The following is a 15,624-nucleotide window of genomic DNA, read 5'->3' as shown; positions in this document are numbered from 1 at the left end:
GGCCGCACGGCGTTGCCAGCATGCATGCTGCGGCGTTAAATCACTAAAGGAAACTGTTTATGACAATCAAAGGTGGCAGCACCATCGATCAAAGCAGTGGGGAGCGCCGGAACCTGGGAGCGACGACGAAGTCATCTCCCAACGTCCACGAGGCCTCAGAAGAGACCAGCTCCACGTTCAAACGCCGCTTCATGGTGCGGCTTGTTGCTGTCTTCATCGGCGGGATGTTCCTCGATGGTTACATCCTCGGAATCATCGGCCCCGTCACCGGATCCATGCGGTCAGATCTCCAGCTCGACGCACTATCGCTGGGCATGATCGCTGCGGGCCCGCTGGCTGGTATCTTCGTCGGCTCTCCGCTGGCTGGCTGGGCTACAGACAAGTTCGGACGCAAGCCCATGTTCCTCGTGGACATGGGCCTGTTCCTGGCCGCCTCAGCGGCCCAGTTCTTCGTAACCTCTGGAGACGGAGCCGTAATCCAGCTGGCCCTCATCCGGTTCTTCATGGGCGTGGCGATCGGCGGTGAGTACTCAATCGGCGGGCCATTGCTGTCAGAGTTCTCCCCGCCCAAGCTCCGCGGGCGGTTGCTCGGGCTGACCCTGATCGCCTGGTACGTCGGTTTCATGATGGCATTCATCGTCGGCACGCTCCTGCACGACGCGGGCACCCCATGGCGCGTGGTCATCGGCACGAGCACGATCATCGCCTTTATTCTGTTCCTCGCCCGCATGGGCCTCCCGGAATCGCCGAGCTGGCTCATTACGAAGGGACGGCACAAGGAAGCACTCGCGATCGCACGCAGATACGTCGAATCGCCCCAGATGCACGACAGCATCACCGGAGAGATGGATCTGAGGATGATCCAGGAGGCCCAGGCCGCGGAGAGTGGGACCAAAATCAAGAACGCCTCCTTCGGAATGCTGTTCTCGACGCAGTACTGGCGCGCCACCCTCTTCACTGCAGGTTTTTGGTTCTGCGCGGTCACTCCGTACTTCGCGATCGCGACCTTCGCCGACGAGGTGCTCAACCAATTCGGCTTCGGCGGCGGCTGGGCCGGTGGAGTCGGCCTGTCCGCACTTGCGGTCGCGGGCGTTGTCACCAGCGTGCTTCTGATTGACAGGCTCGGCCGCCGGATCCTCACCGTGCCCGGGCAGTGGCTCTGCGCCGGCATCCTGCTGGTCATCGGAGTATGGGGGAACGCACCGGCGATCCTCGTACTCGTCCTGTTTCTCGCCTTCTCCTTCTTCAATGCCGGCTACACCACGATGACCCAGGTCTATCCGGCCGAGGTATTCCCAGGCCACCTGCGCGGCGTCGGCATGGGCTTCGCCGCGTCCTTCAGCCGCATCGGGGCCGCACTCGGCACCTTCGCCCTGCCATGGGCGATCGCCAACATCGGCATGGGCGCAACCATGGTCGTGGCGGCCGCCGTCGCACTGCTCGGCGCAGTCCTCTCGCAATGGCTCGCGCCTGAGACGAAGGGGCGCACCCTCGCCGAGATTTCAGCAGACTTCTCCCACTGACACCGTGGCTGCCTAGTCACGTCGACTCAGAGCCAAGCATCCAGAGGAGGCCTTCGCCGCAACAGCGGTGGAGGCCTCCTCTGCGTCCAGCACGTCTGCGCCGGACCCAGAAACGCACTGAAACAGTAACGGCAGCTGACGCAACAATGCAGGAAAGCCTTGACATCTGATGTGAGCTGCGCCACCGTGTTGCATATAGTGATGCGCGTTGCTCATAGCGAAGCAAACGAAAGCACCAAAAAAGACGCACCCGCTCAGAAAACTTGAGGTACTCCCCATGCACGAGGCCTGCCCGCTCAGTGAACTGGCACCAGGTGAAGCCCTGCGGCTCAACACCTCCCCGCCGATCGCGGTATTCCACACCGAAGAGGGCGAACTCTTCGCCCTCGACGACACCTGCACGCACCAGGACGCCTCCCTGGCCGACGGCTGGGTTGAGGACTGCTGGGTGGAGTGCCCCCTGCACGCATCCAAGTTCAACCTTCGGGATGGAAGCGTTGACTCACCGCCCGCCAAACTGCCGGTCCGCTCCCACGAGGTGACCGTCGTCAACGGCATGATCATGGTCAACGAGTCCACCGACGCGCCCAACCTGCCGCCCGGGCTGACCGTCCACGGACACGTCTAGCCCAGAAACTTCCGTACAGCCGGATCCCAGCAGCCAACCAGGAGAACCAAGAACCATGAGCGCATCACCCCGCGTCGTCATCATCGGAGCCGGCATCGTCGGCACCAACCTCGCCGACGAGCTTTCCAGCCGCGGCTGGACCAACATCACCGTGGTCGAACAGGGGCCGCTGGAACTTGCCGGCGGATCCACCTCGCATGCGCCGGGCCTGGTGTTCCAGACCAACCCGTCCAAGACCATGACGGAGTTCGCAACCTACACCGTGAACAAGCTGCTCTCCCTCAGCGCGGAGGGAGTCTCCTGCTTCAACCAGCTTGGCGGCCTGGAACTGGCAACCACCGAGACCCGGCTCGAGGACCTGAAGCGCAAGCTGGGTTACGCCACCTCCTGGGGTGTTGAGGGCCGGCTGATCGACGCGGACGAATGCGAAAAGCTCTGGCCGCTGCTCAACCCGGGCTCCCTGGCGGACGGCCGCAGCATCCTGGGCGGACTCTACGTCCCCTCGGACGGCCTGGCCTCAGCGGCACGCGCGGTTCAGCTCCTCATCAGCAAGGCCAAGGCAGCCGGCGTGACTTTCCGCGGCTCCACGGCGGTGACGGGCATCGAGCAGGCCGGCGGCAAGGTCACTGGTGTGCAAACGTCCGACGGCGTGATCCCGGCTGACATCGTGGTGTCCTGCGCCGGGTTCTGGGGCCGCGAGCTGGGCAAGATGATCGGGCTGAGCGTGCCGCTGCTGCCGCTGGCGCACCAGTACGCCAAGACCACCCCGGTGGAGGCACTGCGCGGCGTCAACGCACTGCCCAACGGGGCCAGCAAACCCATCCTGCGCTACCAGGACCGGGACCTGTACTTCCGTGAGCACGGCAACCGGATCGGCATCGGCAGCTACGCCCACCGCCCCCTGCCCGTGGATATGGACAGGCTGCCCCGGGTGGGCGCTGCCGAGATGTCCGACCAGAACATGCCGTCCAGGCTGGACTTCACCCTGGAAGATTTCGCTCCTGCCTGGGAGGACTGCCAGGACCTGCTCCCGGCGCTGCATTCAACCCAGATCAACGACGCGTTCAACGGCATCTTCTCCTTCACCCCGGACGGCGGCCCGCTGATGGGAGAGGCGCCGGACCTTGAGGGCTTCTTCGTGGCCGAGGCTGTCTGGGTGACGCACTCCGCCGGCGTTGCAAAAGCCATGGCTGAACTCCTCATCGACGGCCAGCCGCAGACCGACCTGCACGGCTGCGAGCTGACCCGTTTCGAGAAGGTTCAGACCTCAGACTCCTACGTCAGCGAGACCTCGCAGCAGAACTTCGTGGAGATCTACGACGTGATGCACCCGCTGCAGCCCAGGGAATCCCCACGGGACCTGCGCGTGAGCCCGTTCAATGTCCGCCAGAAGGAGCTCGGCGCGTTCTTCCTGGAGTCCGCAGCCTGGGAGCGTCCGCACTGGTTCGAAGCCAACCGCGGGCTCCTTGCGGAACTGCCGGCCGAGTGGCAGGCGCCGGAGCGGGACGAGTGGTCCGCCATGTTCCACTCCCCCATATCCGCCGCCGAAGCGTGGAAGACGCGTACCGCCGTCGGACTTTTCGACATGACGCCGCTGAAGCGGCTCTCCGTGGTGGGTCCGGGCGCGCAGGCGCTGCTGCACCGGCTCAGCACGGGCAACATCGCCAAGAAGCCCGGCGCCGTGACGTACTGCCTGTTGCTGGAGCACGACGGCGGCATCCGCAGTGATGTGACCGTGGCCAGGCTCGCGGAGGAAGAGTTCCAGCTGGGCGTCAACAGCAACGTTGACTTCGACTACCTCCGGGTGGAGGCCCGCCGCCAGTCGGCAGCGGACCCCGCGCAGTGGGTCCATGTCACCGACATCACCGGCAGCACCTGCTGCATCGGCCTGTGGGGCCCGCTGGCTCGCGAGGTCATCGGCAAGGTCAGCACGGACGACTTGAGCAACGAGGGCCTCAAGTACTTCCGCACCAAGGAGATCTCGGTAGGCGGCATCCCCGTCACGGCCATGCGGCTCTCCTACGTGGGCGAACTCGGCTGGGAGCTCTACACCACGGCCGAATATGGGCTGAAGCTCTGGGACCTGCTGTTCGAGGCCGGCCAGGAGCACGGCATCATCGCCGCCGGCCGCGGCGCCTTCAACAGCATGCGGCTTGAGAAGGGCTACCGGCTGTGGGGCACGGACATGACGTCCGAGCACCACCCGTACGAGTGCGGCCTGGGCTTCTCCGTGGCCAAGGACAAGACCGGGTTCGTTGGTTCTGAGGCCCTGGCGAAGCGCAAGGAGCAGCCCGCCGCGCGTGCGCTGCGCTGCCTGACGGTCGACGACGGCACGTCAGTCGTGCTGGGCAAGGAACCCGTGTACGTGAACGGCTCGGCTGCCGGGTACGTGACGAGTGCCGCTTACGGCTACACCGTGCGCAAGCCGATCGCCTACGCCTGGCTGCCGTCCGCCGTCGAGATCGGGGACTCTGTGGAGATCGAGTACTTCGGGCGCCGCGTGGCGGCGACTGTGACCGCCGAACCGCTCGTGGATCCCGGCATGGAGCGCCTCCGCGGCTGACCTGCCCCGGGGTTGAACCCGTCAAAACCTGGGTGGTTGGGCCTGCTTGAGACCGGCAGGCCCAACCACCCTTTTTGGTGTCTGCGGAATGGCGACGAGTTGGTGTGGAAACCGCCGACATAGACTCCCGTCAGTAACTACGGCACTGGGGGATGCATGATGTTCGGCAGGAAGCGCATGTGCGGGATGTGCGGGGAAACTGTGGCGGCGCACGATAGGGATGTCCGGTTCCGTTTACCGGATCCCGTGTTGGAGAGCCCGCGACCGCACCGCGCCGAGGACAGCTGGCTCAGCGACCCGGACCCCAACAAGGCCACGCTCATGCAGATCCCGAACATCAGCCCGTTCGTCCGAGCCCTGCTTCCCATCAAGTTGCAGGGTGGGCACGAGTTCCGGTTCGGGGTTTGGATTGCCATCCACCCCAATGACCTCCAGCACGCCTGCAGAGTGTGGAACGCGCCCGAGTATGCCGACCTGAAACTTACCGGGTACCTGGCCAACAGGATCGTGCCATGGGGCCTGTTCGCGGTGCCGGTGAATTTGGCTGTCCTCAACGTGGACCAGACTCCATATTGTGTGTCCAGCCCGAACGAGGAGTTGGACGACGTGCTGACCAGGGTGTGGCCACATGACATTCTGGCGTCACTGCCGTGATTCAGCAGCGCCCGGGCCGCCGCCCTTGGACGTTCGCCGCGGTCTGCGTGATGGTGACCTCGCTGACGCTCCTGTTGTTCGGCCCGTCCCTGGGTCCTCCCGTTCCTGGGTCAGTGATCCAGCTGCTGCCTTGGTATGTTGCGGCGTACCTGCTGATCGGGGCGTGCATCTTCGGGCCGCCCGGAAAGGTGCCGTCCCTCCGGCAAGCGGTGGTGTTCCTGCTGCCAGGCGCCCTGCTTGTGCCGCTGGCATTGCTGAACGTCGGCTTCTGGGCAGGCGGCTGGCTGCTGGGGCTTCCGGCGTGGGGGCTGCTGTTGAGCCGGTGGACGCCGGAGAACCGGCTCCGCGCCCTGGACCTGCTGAAGTTCCTGGGCCTGCTGGTGCTGGGCCTGACAATCTTCACGTTCAACGTGATCTACCCGGTCTTCAGCCTCGGCTTGTTCCTGCTCCCGTTCGTCCCCCTGCTCCGGCTGGCGTACCCCGGGTACCAGGCGAGGCGGCTGCAGGCGGCTGTGGAGGTCATCCTGGCCATGGCCGCCGTCGTGGTTGCCTTTGCCGTTCCCACCCCCGAAGGGTCCTGGTCCTCGCCGTCGACATACGCGGGAGGGGCAGCGACGGCAGGACTCATGATTGCGTACTGGGCCTGGCGCCTCCCCCGCCGTTCCCGCCGGGTGCAGCGCCATGACGGAGCCGTCGTTTAGCTCCGATCTCCCCTGCCGGTGAAAGGTCCGGCCGCTCCTCTTAATGTCAGACCCTCCCCCGATGATTAGTTCATGGGGAAAGCAGCGGTGGCCAAGGCTTATGCGGATATCCGTGGTGCCTTTGCTGTGCTTCATGCCGAGGTGGAGGGGCACGGTCTTGAGCCGTTCTCGCCGGCTGATCCGTTGGCGGGGCTCGCCGATGGTTGCCTGGATGTTCTTGCCGGGGCCCGTCAGGTGGAGGCGGGGTTCGCTGGGTTGAAGGCGAAGGCCGCGGTGAGGTACTCGGACAGTGCCCACGCTGTTGCCGGGCTGGACGCTTCGGTGCAGGCGCAGGAGATGGCCGTCGCGGCCGAGATCGGGTGTGTGCTGTCCCTGGGGCCGCGGGCCGCGTCGTCGTTCCTGGCCGCCTCCCACGCCCTTGCCACCACGCTGCCCAGGACCCTTGCGGCCCTGGACGCCGGGGACCTGTCGTGGCAGCACGCCCTGGCCATGGTCGACGAGACGGCCAGCCTTGATGCCGCCGGTGCTGCCGCACTGGAAGGGCACTTCCTGGACCCGGGCGCCCCGGACCCGGCACGGGGCTGCCCGGCCGGGAAGATGCCCGCGCACCGGTTCAGGGCCAAGGCAAGGATTTGGCGGGAACGCCACCATGCCGAGAGCATCGAAATCCGCCACGCCAAGTCTGTGGCGGATCGGCGGGTGGAGTTCCGGCCGGACCAGGACGGGATGGCCTGGCTCTCCGCACACCTGCCCGCCCACCAAGCCTTGGCCGGCTGGAACCGGCTCACCGCCCTCGCCCGGAGCATGCAGGGCCCCGACGAGCCCCGCAGCATGCCCCAGCTCCGGGCCGACACCTTCGCCGACGCGATCCTGGGCAGCGGCACCGCAACCGGGGATGTTGAAGACGGTGAAGCAGCACATGTCCCATCGCCACGGATCCAAGCGCAGGTGCTGGTCACCGTCCCGGTGTCCTCGCTGATGGGATTGACCGATGAACCAGCCATGCTCGACGGCTACGGGCCCATCCCGCCGTCCATGGCCAGGCAACTCGTCGCCAACGGCGCCAGCTCCTTCTACCGGGTGTTGGTGGATCCGCGGGACGGGGCGCCGCTGGAGATTGGGCGGACGAGTTACCGTGTGACCGGTGCGATGCGGGCCTGGTTGAGGATGCGGGACGGCAAATGCCCTTTCCCGGGGTGCAGCAACAACTCCCTGGACAACGACGCCGACCATATCCTTGCCTGGGCCAACGGCGGCACTACCGGGATCTCGAACCTGGGACAACCCTGCCGAAAACACCACAAACTCCGGCACAGCACCGGCTGGACACCCACCCCGGCCACCAGGAACGAACCACCCGGCTGGACCTCACCCACCGGCCGCCACTACACGTCCGAACACCAGGATTGGGAACCACCACGATGGCCTGCCTTACAGGCCCGGGACCACGCGCCGGGGGAACGTCCTCCTGTCGCTGTTCCCGATCTGGTCCACTCCAGGCTTTCCCCGGCGGAAGATTGGCTGGAGTGGGTCCTGCACGGCCCATCCGCTTGACACTGCACCGGTAGCACAGCGCTGCCGCAGGCCTTGCAGGATCTCTGTTGCCGGTGTTTGGCTGTTGGCATGGCTGATGAAGAGGTATCCAAGAACGTTCCTTCCGACGAGCACCTGCGGCGGGATGTCGCACCCGGGTCGGAGGGGGAAGCCCAGGACCCACAGGACGGGCAGTTTGCCCCCGGTCAAACGAATGCCGGCCAGCAGGTGTCGGGGCTTGCCTCGGCCAGCGGTTATGGCAAGGACCTGGATCCGGAGGCCGAGCACGACGGAAACAACCCTGGTTAGGCCGTAACGACGGAAGAGCGCCCCCGCCTCCCCGCTGTTATCCAGCCGGGGACGCAGGGGCGCTCTGTCGCGCCATCTACACGCTGGCCTGCAGCAATCCTGCCTCTTCGGCCACCGCTTCCCCGCCCTTGTGGGGTTCGAAGCGGACGAACATGGCTTTGAAGCCGGGGGTGTTGGAGATGCGGGCCACGTTCTCCTTGTGGACCAGGGCGTTGGCCTCGGGGAAGTACGCCGCGGCGCAGCCCTTGGCAGTCGGGTAGGCCACCAGGCGGAACTTGTCCGCGCGGCGGTCCACGCCCTGGAAGGTGCTGACCACGTCCACGAGCTCCCGGTCCTGGAAGCCGGATTCGGCAAGGTCCTCGGGGTGGATCAGGATGACGCGGCGGCCGTCCGAGATGCCGCGGTAGCGGTCGTCCAGGCCGTAGAACGTGGTGTTGTACTGGTCGTGGCTGCGGATGGTCTGCAGCACCAGGTGCCCGGGCGGCGGGGTCAGGTACTCCAGCGGGCTGACGGTGAACCGGCCGCGGCCGATGTCCGTGGCGAAGGACCGGGTGTCGCGCGGCGGGTTGGGCAGCACGAAGCCGTTCTTGGTCCGGACGCGGGCGTTGAAGTCCTCGAAGCCGGGCAGGACGCGGGCGATGTGGTCGCGGATCACATCGTAGTCCTCGGCCATGCCCCGCCAGTCCACCGGGTGCTCCGGACCGAAGGTGGCCTCGGCCATCCGCGCCACGATCACGGGCTCGGCGAGCAGGTGCTCGGAGACCGGGGTCAGCCGCCCCTGCGTGGAGTGGACCACGGACATGGAATCCTCCACGGACAGGAACTGTGCGCCCTTGGGGTGTTTGTCGTCCTTGTCCGTCCGGCCCAGGGTGGGCAGGATCAGCGACGTCCGGCCATGCACCACATGCGAGCGGTTGGGCTTGGTGCTGATGTGCACGGTCAGCCCGATCCGCTGCATCCCGGCCTCCAAAGCCTCGGTGTCCGAGCAGGCGAGCGAGAAGTTGCCGCCCATCGAGACGAACACGTCCACCTCGTCGCGCTCGAACGCCTCCATCGACTCCACCGCGTCAAACCCGTGGTGGCGCGGGGAGGTGATGCCGAACTCGTTGTCCAAAGCCGTGAGGAGCCATTCCTTCGGCTTTTCCCAGATGCCCATGGTCCGGTCGCCCTGCACGTTCGAGTGCCCGCGCACCGGGCAGGCGCCGGCACCGGGCTTGCCGAAGTTGCCTTGCAGCAGCAGGACGTTGACCATCTCCTTGATGGTGTCGACCGAGTGCGGCTGCTGCGTCACGCCCAGGGCCCAGCAGAAAATCGAGGCCTTGGACGCCACCAGCATCCCGGCCACTTTCTCGATCTGCGCCCTCGTCAGGCCGGTTGCCTTTTCCGTCTCGTCCCAGTCCAAGGTGCGGCGGGCCTCGCGGTAGGCATCGAACCCGTCCGTCTGGGCGGCGATGAAGGAATGGTCGACGACGGTCCCCGGGTTTTGTTCCTCGGCTTCGAGCAGCAGGTGGCCGAGTGCCTGGAACAGTGCCAGGTCGCCGCCGACCTTGATCTGCAGGTACTCATCTGCCAGCGGCGTTCCGCCACCCACCACGCCGGAGAGCGTCTGGGGGTCCCGGAAGTTGAACAGCCCGGCCTCGGGCAGCGGGTTCACGGCCACCACCTTGCCGCCCTTGTCCTTGCACTCCTTCAAAGCCGACAGCATGCGGGGGTGGTTCGTGCCGGGGTTCTGGCCCACAACGAAGATGAGTTCGGCGTCGTGGATGTCGTCCAGGGACACCGTGCCCTTGCCGATTCCGATGGTCGGGTTCAGTGCCGAGCCGGAGGACTCGTGGCACATGTTGGAGCAGTCCGGCAGGTTGTTGGTGCCCAGCGACCGGGCGAACAGCTGGTACAGGAAGGCGGTCTCGTTGGCGGTGCGGCCGGACGTGTAGAAGACGCACCGGTCAGGGGTGCTGGCTCGGATGTGCTCGCCGATCAGCTCGAACGCGTCATTCCAGGAAATGGGCGAGTAGTGCGTCTCGCCTTCCCGGATCACCACCGGTTCGGAAAGCCGGCCCTGGTTGCCGAGCCAGTATTCCGTCTTCGTGGACAGCTCCGCGATCGAGTGCTTGGCCCAGAACTCGGCACCCACGGTGCGCAGGGTGTTCTCCTCGGCCACCGCCTTGGCGCCGTTTTCGCAGAACTCGGCGGTCTTGCGCTTCTTGTCCGATTCCGGCCAGGCGCAGCCCGGGCAGTCGAACCCGCCACGCTGGTTGAGGCGGAGCAACGAATGGGCCGTGCGGGCCACTCCCGCCTGGGCCACGGCGCGCTCCAGGGCCACCATGACGGCCTTGACGCCCGCGGCCTCGGTTTTGGGCTTGTGGACCTCGAGCTTGTCCTCGTTGATGTCCGCAACGGGTGCGGGCTGCTTACCGAACTTCATCGTTCCAACTTCCTTACGGGCATGGATTTCTTCAATCGGCAGGAAGGGCGCGCCAGGGCGTCCCGGCGCGCCCCTCCCGGCACACTCTGATGCTGTGGTTTGGCTACTGCGGGACCTTTGCCAGCGTTTCCTGCTCTGCGGCGATGGTGGTGCTGTCGCCGTGGCCGGTGCGGACCACCGTTTCCGCAGGCAGCGTCAGGAGCCGCTCGCGGATGGAGGCAAGGATGGTCGGGTAGTCGCTGTAGGACCGGCCGGTGGCACCCGGGCCGCCGTTGAACAGCGTGTCCCCGGTGAAGACCGTTCCTTCGCTTTCCAGGTAGAAGCACGTGGATCCCGGGGAGTGCCCGGGCGTGTGGATGGCGCGCAGCGTTGCCCCGCCCACTTCGAACACGTCACCGTCGGAGTGGTAGCGGTCCGGCTTGGCATCCGGATAGACCTGCTCCCACAACACCAAATCTTCGGAGTTCAGGTAGATCGGCGCGCCCAGGGCGTCGGCGACCCCGCGGGCGGCACCGATGTGGTCATTGTGCGCGTGCGTGAGCAGGATGGCCTTGACCTTGCGGCCTCTGACCTGGTTGATGATCGCGGCGGCATCGTGGGGCGCGTCGATGACCACGCATTCCTCATCATTACCAATGATCCAGACGTTGTTGTCCACGTCCCAGGTGCCGCCGTCGAGCGAAAACGTTCCCGAGGTGACCAGGTTCTCGATGGTGACCGCCATTAGATTTCCACCACCGAACGCAGGACCTTGCCCTCGTGCATCTTGTCGAAGGCCTCCTCCACCTGGTCGATGGTGATGCGCTCGGAAACGAACGCGTCCAGGTCCAGGTTGCCCTGCTTGTAGTGCGACACGAGCATGGGGAAGTCGCGGGACGGCAGGCAGTCGCCGTACCAGGAAGACTTCAGGGAGCCGCCGCGGCCAAAGACGTCCAGCAGCGGCAGTTCCAGCTTCATCTCCGGCGTCGGGACACCGACCAGGACCACGCGGCCGGCAAGGTCGCGGGCGTAGAACGCCTGCTTATAGGTTTCGGGACGGCCGACGGCGTCAATCACCACGTCCGCTCCAAAGCCTCCGGTGAGGGCGCGGATGGCTTCCACCGCGTCCTCCTGCTTGGAGTTGATCCCGTGGGTGGCGCCCAGGGACTTGGCCATCCCGATCTTGTTGTCGTCGATGTCCACGGCGATGATCGTCGTCGCGCCCGCCAGCCTGGCCCCTGCGATCGCGGCGATGCCCACGCCGCCGCAGCCGATCACTGCCACGGACTCGCCGCGCTTGACCTCGCCGGTGTTGATCGCCGCGCCGATGCCGGCCATGATGCCGCAGCCCAGCAGGCCCACGGCGGCAGCGTCAACATCCGGGTCCACTTTGGTGCACTGTCCGGCGGCTACCAGGGTCTTTTCCGCGAACGCACCGATGCCCAGCGCCGGGGAAAGTTCCGTGCCGTCCTCGAGGGTCATTTTCTGGGTGGCGTTGTGGGTGTTGAAGCAGTACTGCGGCTGGCCCTTGGCGCAGGCGCGGCACTCACCGCACACCGCGCGCCAGTTCAGGATGACCCGGTCACCGGGCGCCACGGAGGTAACGTCCGGGCCGACGGCGCTGACAACGCCGGTGGCCTCGTGGCCCAGCAGGTAGGGGAAGTCGTCGCCGATGCCGCCCTGCTTGTAGTGCAGGTCCGTGTGGCAGACGCCGCAGGTGATGATGTCCACCAGCGCCTCCCCGGGACCCGGATCCGGAACCAGGATGGTCTCCAGTGAAACCGGGGCGTTCTTCTCCCGGACGATGACTGCTTGAACCTTATGAACCATTGTTCTGTGTTCCTTTCCTGGACCTTGGCAGCCCGATGAGTCGGCAATCCGTGCCAATCTAGCTGACGCACCTGTTCGACGCTGCCGCAGTCCAGACATGACGATTAGCCCAATTGCGCATTACACAACACGGTGCGCATGGTGCTACTTGAAAATATGTCAGCGGCCACACTCGATGTCAATAGATATATCAGTTGCAGGCCAGTGATGCGTTGGACTCCGCTGCCGTGTCCGGTGGCAGTAGGCTGGATGGCATGGCTTTTGAAGAACACCCTGCCGAGCGGCGCGAGGTTAGCGTCCGGCGGGCGCCCAAATACGTCCCGTTCCTTATCCTGGGTGGTTTGGTGGGTGTGGTGGCTGCGGCCATAGTGGCCTACGCGCTGCCGGGCGACGCAAGTTTCGACCCCGGCGCAGTCTTCGGTTTCTTCATGGTGATGTTCGCCGCCGGCGGGGCGATCCTGGGTGCCGTGCTCGCCCTGGTCCTGGACCGCCGCAGCGTCAAGCGGCAGCAGCGCGCCGTGGTGGAAGCGGTTCCCGATTCGGAGCCGGACACCGATCCCCAGGCCTAGCGGGTCACAAACCGGCGGCCGCAAAAGTCATACCGCATGTCGTGAGATAATCGACCAGTGGCACGCGGCGATGGAAAACTTTCCCATGATCTTCTCCCCGGCGAAAAAGGCCCGCAGGACGCTTGCGGCGTCTTCGGCGTCTGGGCACCGGGCGAAGAAGTAGCAAAACTTACCTATTACGGGCTGTATGCTCTGCAGCACCGTGGTCAGGAGTCGGCTGGTATAGCTACCAGCGACGGCAAGCGGATCAACGTCTACAAGGACATGGGACTCGTATCCCAGGTCTTCGACGAGACCACGCTGAACACCCTGACCGGGCACCTGGCCGTGGGCCACTGCCGGTATTCCACCACCGGCGCCAGCCACTGGGCCAACGCCCAGCCCACGCTGGGCGCCACCGCAACGGGAACCGTGGCCCTGGCCCACAACGGCAACCTCACCAACACCGCCGAACTAAACGCGATGATCCAGGAGCGCAACGGCGGCAACCTGACCGGTGAGATGAAGCAGGGCAACACCTCGGACACCGCCCTGGTCACGGCACTGCTGGAGGGCGAGCCGGGCAAGACCCTCGAAGAGACCGCCACCGAACTGCTGCCCAAGATCAAGGGCGGGTTCTGCTTCGTCTTCATGGACGAAGGCACCCTCTACGCCGCACGCGACACCTTCGGCATCCGCCCACTGGTCCTGGGGCGGCTGGAGCGGGGCTGGGTGGTCGCCTCGGAGCAGTCCGCACTCGCCACCGTCGGCGCCAGCTTCATCCGCGAGATCGAGCCCGGCGAATTCATTGCCATCGACGAAGAGGGCGTTCGCACCAAGCGCTTCGCGGACCCGACGCCGGCTGGCTGCGTCTTCGAGTACGTCTACCTGGCGCGGCCGGACGCAGCCATTGCGGGCCGCTCCGTGTACGAGTCCCGTGTGGAGATGGGCCGCCAGTTGGCCCGGGAAAACACCCAGGCGGCGGACATCGTCATTCCCGTCCCGGAATCCGGAACTCCCGCAGCGGTGGGTTATGCCGAGGAATCCGGCATCCCCTTCGCCCACGGCTTCGTCAAGAACTCGTACGTGGGCCGCACGTTCATCCAGCCGTCGCAGACCCTGCGCCAGCTGGGCATCCGGCTCAAGCTCAACGCGCTGGAGTCCGTGATCCGCGGCAAGCGCGTGGTGGTGGTGGACGATTCCATCGTCCGCGGCAACACCCAGCGCGCCATCGTCCGGATGCTCCGCGAAGCGGGCGCCGCCGCCGTCCACGTCAAGATTTCCTCCCCGCCCGTCCAGTGGCCGTGCTTCTACGGCATCGACTTCGCCTCCCGGGCTGAGCTCATCGCCAACGGTGCCACCATCGAGGAGATCTCGCAGGCGATCGGCGCCGACTCGCTGGCTTACATCTCCGAGGACGGCATGATCGGCGCCACCCGGCAGCCGCGGGAGCGCCTCTGCACCGCCTGCTTCACGGGCAAGTACCCCATCAAGCTCCCGGACGCCGACAAGCTGGGCAAGAACCTGCTGGAGCGCCCCGACTCTGTCGGAAAGGCCGCCGGCCTGAAGCCCTCGCCCTCCGCGCTCCCCGGCGAGACCGCCGCCCTGGCCGTTGACGCCACGGAGGATCCGGCAGAAAAAGCCGGCGCCACCGGCTGCGATCCCGGGCCGGACTCCGAATTCGAGAACCTGCTGACCGAAGCCGACCTCGTGCCCGACGTGCACGCCGCCACCAGCGCCGACAAGAAGGACTCCGTATGACTTCCGCTACCCCCGCCGCAGAGAACTCCGGCATCACCTACGCCTCCGCAGGCGTTGACGTTGAAGCCGGGGACCGCGCCGTCGAGCTCATGAAGGATGCCGTCAAGGCAACCCACAACTCCTCGGTGATCGGCGGGGTGGGCGGCTTCGCCGGCCTCTACGACGTCTCCAAGCTGCTGACGTACAAGAGGCCCCTGCTGGCCACGTCCACGGACGGCGTCGGCACGAAGGTGGCCATTGCCCAGGCCATGGACATCCACGACACCATCGGCTTCGACCTGGTGGGCATGGTGGTGGACGACATCGTGGTGGTGGGCGCCGAGCCGCTGTACATGACTGACTACATTGCCTGCGGCAAGGTAGTGCCCGAGCGCATCGCCGGCATTGTCCGCGGCATCGCCTCGGCCTGCTCCGTCGCCGGCACGGCACTGGTGGGCGGTGAAACCGCCGAGCACCCCGGCCTGCTGGGCGAGCACGAATACGACGTTGCCGGTGCCGCCACCGGCGTGGTGGAAGCCGACGCCCTGCTGGGTCCGGACCGCGTCCGCGCCGGCGACGTGGTGATCGGCATGGCCTCCTCCGGCCTGCACTCCAACGGCTACTCCCTGGTCCGCCGCGTGATCAACCACGCCGGCTGGGCACTGGACCGCCAGGTCTCCGAGCTGGGCCGCACCCTGGGTGAGGAACTCCTGGAGCCCACCCGCGTCTACGCGGCCGACTGCCTGGACCTCGCCCGCACCTTCCCGGTGAACTCCGGGGCTGCCGTCCACGGCTTCAGCCATGTCACCGGCGGCGGGCTTGCGGCCAACCTGGCACGCGTCCTCCCGCAGGGCCTGGTGGCCACCGTGGACCGCGCCACCTGGGAGCTGCCGGCCATCTTCAAGCTGGTGTCCGAACTGGGCAACGTCCCACTGGCGGACCTCGAACGCACCCTGAACCTCGGGGTGGGCATGGTGGCCATCGTGTCCCCCGAAGCCGCTGATGCCGCCGTCGCGCGTCTGAACGAACGCGGGCTGCCGTCCTGGATCATGGGCACGGTCACCGAGGATTCAGACTCCATCCTGAAGTCCGGCCCGGATTACGTGCAGGGTGCCAAGGGCGTGGATGGCGGCGCCGTCCGCCTGGTCAACGCCTACGCGTAAAGCCCTAAGCGCCTCGGGTCCCCGCCGT

General features: G+C 66.2%; 13 protein-coding genes. 10 read left to right on the top strand and 3 right to left on the bottom strand.

Annotated elements, in window-relative coordinates; translation table 11 throughout:
* Positions 1–59 precede the first annotated feature (59 nt).
* The 7 genes from AC2JAJ_RS10120 to AC2JAJ_RS10090 all read left to right on the top strand — a co-directional run bounded on the left by AC2JAJ_RS10120 (position 60) and on the right by AC2JAJ_RS10090 (position 7,911).
* Positions 60–1,523, top strand: coding sequence for an MFS transporter (locus AC2JAJ_RS10120; protein ID WP_486415981.1), 1,464 nt, complete (start codon positions 60–62; stop codon positions 1,521–1,523).
* 277 nt (positions 1,524–1,800) lie between these two features.
* Positions 1,801–2,151, top strand: a complete 351-nt coding sequence (locus AC2JAJ_RS10115; RefSeq protein ID WP_221383640.1) for a bifunctional 3-phenylpropionate/cinnamic acid dioxygenase ferredoxin subunit — start codon at positions 1,801–1,803, stop codon at positions 2,149–2,151.
* A 55-nt stretch (positions 2,152–2,206) separates the two neighbouring features.
* Entirely contained in the window at positions 2,207–4,714 is a 2,508-nt protein-coding gene (locus AC2JAJ_RS10110; RefSeq protein ID WP_486415982.1) for a GcvT family protein, read from the top strand.
* Positions 4,715–4,870: 156 nt separating this feature from the next.
* The gene (locus tag AC2JAJ_RS10105) at positions 4,871–5,368 is read left to right on the top strand and encodes a DUF2199 domain-containing protein (protein ID WP_501053464.1); all 498 of its coding nucleotides are present in this window, start codon (positions 4,871–4,873) and stop codon (positions 5,366–5,368) included.
* Positions 5,365–6,069, top strand: a complete 705-nt coding sequence (locus tag AC2JAJ_RS10100; RefSeq protein ID WP_486415984.1) for a hypothetical protein — start codon at positions 5,365–5,367, stop codon at positions 6,067–6,069. Before AC2JAJ_RS10105 ends, AC2JAJ_RS10100 begins: the two co-directional genes overlap by 4 nt.
* Positions 6,070–6,141: 72 nt before the next feature.
* Complete coding sequence (locus AC2JAJ_RS10095; protein WP_486415985.1) at positions 6,142–7,623, top strand: HNH endonuclease signature motif containing protein; 1,482 nt, start codon at positions 6,142–6,144, stop codon at positions 7,621–7,623.
* Positions 7,624–7,692: 69 nt separating this feature from the next.
* Positions 7,693–7,911, top strand: a complete 219-nt coding sequence (locus AC2JAJ_RS10090) for a hypothetical protein (RefSeq protein ID WP_486415986.1) — start codon at positions 7,693–7,695, stop codon at positions 7,909–7,911.
* Between the two features lie 76 nt (positions 7,912–7,987).
* On the opposite strand, the gene AC2JAJ_RS10085 is transcribed toward AC2JAJ_RS10090, so the two are convergent.
* The 3 genes from AC2JAJ_RS10085 to AC2JAJ_RS10075 form a co-directional block, all read right to left on the bottom strand.
* On the bottom strand, positions 7,988–10,336 hold the full coding sequence (locus AC2JAJ_RS10085; protein WP_486415987.1) for an FdhF/YdeP family oxidoreductase: 2,349 nt from the start codon (positions 10,334–10,336) through the stop codon (positions 7,988–7,990).
* A gap of 103 nt (positions 10,337–10,439) precedes the next feature.
* A complete protein-coding gene (locus AC2JAJ_RS10080) occupies positions 10,440–11,060 on the bottom strand; it encodes an MBL fold metallo-hydrolase (RefSeq protein WP_486415988.1) in 621 nt (206 codons plus the stop codon).
* Complete coding sequence (locus AC2JAJ_RS10075; RefSeq protein WP_486415989.1) at positions 11,060–12,145, bottom strand: S-(hydroxymethyl)mycothiol dehydrogenase; 1,086 nt, start codon at positions 12,143–12,145, stop codon at positions 11,060–11,062. Before AC2JAJ_RS10075 ends, AC2JAJ_RS10080 begins: the two co-directional genes overlap by 1 nt.
* Positions 12,146–12,399: 254 nt before the next feature.
* Between AC2JAJ_RS10075 and AC2JAJ_RS10070 the strand changes: the two genes are divergently transcribed.
* From AC2JAJ_RS10070 to purM, 3 genes are read left to right on the top strand one after another with little or no spacing between them, the layout of a single operon-like run.
* Entirely contained in the window at positions 12,400–12,714 is a 315-nt protein-coding gene (locus tag AC2JAJ_RS10070; RefSeq protein ID WP_221383647.1) for a hypothetical protein, read from the top strand.
* Between the two features lie 57 nt (positions 12,715–12,771).
* On the top strand, positions 12,772–14,454 hold the full coding sequence (purF, locus tag AC2JAJ_RS10065) for an amidophosphoribosyltransferase (RefSeq protein ID WP_473695629.1): 1,683 nt from the start codon (positions 12,772–12,774) through the stop codon (positions 14,452–14,454).
* Positions 14,451–15,596, top strand: a complete 1,146-nt coding sequence (purM, locus tag AC2JAJ_RS10060) for a phosphoribosylformylglycinamidine cyclo-ligase (protein ID WP_221383649.1) — start codon at positions 14,451–14,453, stop codon at positions 15,594–15,596. The genes purF and purM overlap by 4 nt, the downstream gene beginning before the upstream one ends.
* The last annotated feature ends 28 nt before the right edge of the window (positions 15,597–15,624 follow it).

The sequence above is a fragment of the Arthrobacter sp. MOO21 genome, from assembly GCF_057369995.2.
Note: the sequence above shows the minus strand (reverse complement) of the source record. Positions and strands in the feature narration are given on the sequence as shown.